At 76.6% G+C, this 4364-nt stretch carries 2 protein-coding genes; one reads left to right on the plus strand and one right to left on the minus strand.

Going from position 1 to position 4364, the window contains the following annotated elements; translation table 11 throughout:
* Positions 1 to 176: 176 nt before the first annotated feature.
* The gene (locus ACFV5H_RS03720) at positions 177 to 860 is read right to left on the minus strand and encodes a response regulator transcription factor (RefSeq protein ID WP_079194863.1); all 684 of its coding nucleotides are present in this window, start codon (positions 858 to 860) and stop codon (positions 177 to 179) included.
* Positions 861 to 1378: 518 nt separating this feature from the next.
* On the opposite strand from ACFV5H_RS03720, the gene ACFV5H_RS03725 reads away from it, so the two are divergent.
* Positions 1379 to 4252 carry an AAA family ATPase gene (locus tag ACFV5H_RS03725; protein ID WP_385192612.1) on the plus strand — a complete coding sequence of 958 codons (2874 nt, stop codon included), beginning with the start codon at positions 1379 to 1381 and terminating at the stop codon, positions 4250 to 4252.
* The last annotated feature ends 112 nt before the right edge of the window (positions 4253 to 4364 follow it).

Genomic DNA, 4364 nt, shown 5'->3' on the forward strand with positions numbered 1-4364 from the left:
CACCGCGTGCGCTCGGGTTCTGCGCCACAGCGTCACCCTGCAACCCGGGGGCCCTCCCCCCGGCCCCGCCGCGCACCCCCGTGGGTCCCGGCGGGCCCGCCCCCCCGTCCCCCCCCCCGGGCCGGGGAGCGGCCACGACGGGCTGCCCGAGAGGGTGAATTCGGTTGCCTGTTCGGTCAGATGTAACCTTCCCGAAGGGCGTACGCAACGGCGTGCGCGCGGTTGCGGAGGTGCAGCCGGGTGGTGATGCCGTGCAACACGTTCTTGACCGTGCGTTCGGAGTACGAGAGTTTTCCGGCGATCTCTCCCGTGTCCAGGCCCTCGGAGACGAGGCGCAGGACGTCGGCCTCACGGGCCGTCAGGCCGGAGGAGGGGCCGCCGGGATGGCCCGCCGAGGTGCGGTGCAGTGTGCCCACCTGGTTGATCAGCCGGCCCAGCAGGTCACCGGGGAGGTCCCCGTCGCCCCGGGAGGCCGCCACGACGGCACGCACCATCCGGTGCGCGGTGGCCTCGTGGCGCCAGACGATCGCGCCGACCCCGCACTCGACCACGTCGAGGAGCTCGTTCTCCCGGATCGCGCCGACCACGAGCACGGCGCGGCTGCCGTCACTGCGCACGAGCTTGCGCATCCGGGTCAACAGGCCTTCGTCCAGGTGGTCGTTGATGAGGAGGGCCACGGTGTCCGGACCGGGACGGCCGTCCTCCACCAGCTCGATGACCGGGTGCCGGCGGAGTTCACTGGCCGCGCCGGCCCGGGAGATGGGGTCCGGGGCGTCGACCACCACGGGGATCCGGGTCCCCTGCCCGGCGGCCGGGGCCGTTTCCGAGGTTCCGAACGAGCTGCGCAACCGATTCCCCATACCCGAGTTGCGGGCACCGCTGTGGTGTCCGCGTCCGATGCTTCGGTCACACACTCCTGTGCCGGGTGGGAGGCGGGCAATCGTGGAGAACCACGAGACGCACCACGAGATCACGCGCACCGCTCGCCGGCCGGGCACGCGCCGGGTACCCCCCGCCGTGTCCTGCACACTGCGCTTTCCGCCCAGGCCCAGGCCCGGGGACGGGGACGGGGACGGGGCCCGGCTCTGCGGGAATGGAACACGACCCGGTGCGCTTCGTCCATACCTGGGGCAAGGATTCACCCCTTGTTCCCGCTTCTTGCCTCAACAGGCCACCTGCGCCCGCCCGTCGGGGCACCCGCAGGGCCCGTTTCACGTCCTCCGAGGAGGGGCCGGCCGCTGTTCCGTCCGGTCACCCGTGAGATCAGCCCCCGTCGACCGTGAGGTCCGCCCCGTAACCCGTGGGATCCGTCCCCGTCACCCGCCCTTACCCCGCCCGACCACGACCCGCCCCGGCCCAGGAGGAACCGTTGCCCCCAGTGGAACCCCTCAGCGAACGGGACGACGCCCTGCGGCTGCTGGCCGCGGAGGCCGAACGCGCCCGTGAGGGCTCGGGCCGCCTGTTCCTGCTGCGCGGCGCCACCGGCACCGGCCGCACCGCCCTCCTGAGGGCCGCCGCACAGCAGGCCGCGGCCCGGAACATGTGGGTGCTGCGGGCCCGCTGCACCCCGGAGAACAGCGGTACGGAGTGGGGCGTCGTCCACCAGCTCTTCGGCGCGGAGGCGGACTTCGTCGACGACCCCCCGGCGGACCCCGGCACTCCCCGGGCCGCGCACCACCGGACACAGTCCGCGCTGCTGTGGCGGCTGCTGGAGACGTACGCGGCCGAGGCCCCGCTGTTCGTGGCGGTCGACGACGTGCACGCCGCCGACCCGCTCTCGCGCCGCTGGCTGGCGGAGGCGGCCCGGCTCGTCGACGGGCTGCCGGTGCTCCTGGTGGTCACCGAGCGCAGCCAGTACGACATCGACCCGCCCGGCGCCGGTATCGCCCACGGGCTCTCCCCCGCCCTCGCCCGCACCCACACCCTCGCCCCGCTGAGCGACGGCGCCGCCACGGACCTGGTCCGCGCCGCCTTCCCCGAGGCCACACCCGAGCGGGTGGCCGACTGCGTACGGGCCGGAGCGGGCAACCCGCTGCTGCTGCACGCCCTGCTGGAGGACCTGTCGTCCGGGGGCACCACCGACGGGTCCGCCCCGCTGCCGGACACCTGTGCCGCGCTGTACCCGGGCGCCTACCCGGACGCCGTGTCCTGGTGGCTGGCCGGCGCGGGCGCGGCGACGGCCCAGGTCGCCCGCTCCCTGGCCGTGCTGGAGAGCGGGGAAGCGGACGCGGGGGCCGCACGGGCCCCGTCCGCGGACGGCACCGCGCCCGCGCGGAACCGGTACCCGGGGTGCCGCCCCGCCGAACGCCGCGACATCCAGGCCCGGATCATCGCCAGGACGGCCCAGGCGGACCCGGACCGGGTCGCGGGCTGGCTCACCGCGATGACCCGCCTGGGCCTGCTGCGCCAGGACGCGGACGGCCCGCACCGGTACGCGCACCCGCTGCTGCGCGACGCGGTGCTGAGCGGCTGGACGAGCGGCCGGCGCAGGGCGGCCCACCGCACCGCCGCCGAGGAACTGATGCGCGGGGGCGCCGAGGTCGCCGTGGTGGCCGGACACCTGTCGCACGCCTCCGCGGTGGCCGAGTCCTGGGCCGTCGACGTGCTGGTCGAGGCCGCGGCCGGTGAGGTCCGCGCCGGCCGCCCACGAGGCGCCGTGGCGTTCCTGAGACGCGCCCTGGACGAACCCATGGCGCCCGTCCGCCGGGCCACCGTCCTCATCCAGCTCGGTTCCCTGGAGTGCGCCGAGTACCCGTCCGGCGGCATCGCCCGGCTCGCGGAGGCCGTACGGCTGCCGGGCGGGTCCCGGGACCTGGTGCGGGCGATGGTGGCCCTGGCCACGGCGCTCGTCCGCAGCGGGGAGACCCGGGCGGCGCTGCGCGTGCTCCGGGAGGAGGAGCCCCGGCTGGCGGACCGGCCCGACCTGGTGCGCACGCTGCGCGCCGTCGCCTTACTGATGTCCGACGAGGAACTGGGCGCCCTGCGCAAGGAGTACCGGCGGCGGTCCGGGCCGGACGGGGGCACCACGGACCTGCTCGGCGCGGCCCACCGGATACTGAACGTGCGCTACGAGGCGACGGCGGGACTGATCTCCGCACGGGACGCGATGGCGCAGATCCGCACGCTCCTGGAGGGTCCGGCCGACCCGATCGCCGAGCCGTTCCTGTTCGGCACGGCCGCCGCAGTGGCCCACTGGGCGGACGAACTCGACGAGGCCGAGCGCCTGGTGCGGCGCGCCCTGGACGCGCTGGGCCCCTTCCTGCTGCACCCCATGCACCACGTCCTGCTCGACCTGCGCGTGGATCTCGCGGCGGCCCGCGCGGACTTCGACACCGTGCTCGCCGACCCGAGGGCCCGGTCGTCCGGGGCCGGGCCGTCCGGGCCCGGACCCACCAGCGCGCACACGCAGGCCGTGATCGCGCTGGTGGAGACGGGCCGGCTGGAGGAGGCCGCCCGTCTCGTGGACGGGTTCGACCTGCGGACGGCACCGGACTCCTGGCGGACCCACCGCTTCCTGTACGCGCGGGGACTGCTGCGTGCCGCCGCCGGGGATCCGGCGGCGGCGCTGGACGACTTCATGGAGTGCGGACGGCGCCAGGCGGCCCGCGAGGCGTTCAGGTCGGTGGTCGCCCCCTGGCGCGTCGCCGCCGCCGAGTGCGAGCTGGCGCTCGGCCGGCCGAGGGAGGCGCTGGTCCTCGCCGAGGAGGAACTGCGGCTCGCCGAGGTGTGGCACACCCCGCGCGTACGGGGCCGCGCACTGCGCGTGCTGGGCGAGGCGACGGGCGGCCGGCGCGGCCTGGAGCTCACCGGCCGCGCGGTCGGGCTCCTGCGCGGGGAACCGGCCGGAACGGAGCTGGTCTCGGCCCTGATCTCCCACGGCCGGCTGCTCCATGCCCTGCGGGAGCGCTCCCGCGCCCGGGAGTCGCTGCGCGAGGCGGTGGAACGTGCCGAACGCCTCGGCGCGGTCCGGCTGCGCACCGTCGCCGAGGAACTGCTCCGCGAGGGCGGCGCCCGCCGCGCCGGCGCCCCGCGCACCGGCCCCGCCGCGCTCACCGGCAGCGAACGCCGCGTCGCCGGCCTCGCGGCCGAGGGACGGACGAACGCGGAGATAGCCGCCTTACTGCACCTGGCCCGCCGCACGGTGGAAACCCACCTGACGGCCGCCTACCGCAAACTGGGCATCACCCGCCGCACCGAACTCCCCAGGGTCCTGCCCCCCACCCCGCCCGGCGCCTCGGCCCGCGCGGGCTGACCCGCGGCGACGGGCGGCCCCCGTCGTCCGGCGGCGGGGGCCGCCGCACCGGGCTCCCCAGGGCCTTGCCCCCCACCCCCCCCCGCGCCGCCGCCCGCGCGGGCCGCCCCGG

The sequence above is a fragment of the Streptomyces sp. NPDC059787 genome (assembly GCF_042732315.1).
Classification (GTDB): domain Bacteria; phylum Actinomycetota; class Actinomycetes; order Streptomycetales; family Streptomycetaceae; genus Streptomyces; species Streptomyces atrovirens.

Coding starts and splice junctions, on each gene's coding strand:
- ACFV5H_RS03720 (WP_079194863.1), bottom strand. CDS start 860: ATGGGGAATCGGTTGCGCAGCTCGTTCGGAACCTCGGAAACGGCCCCG.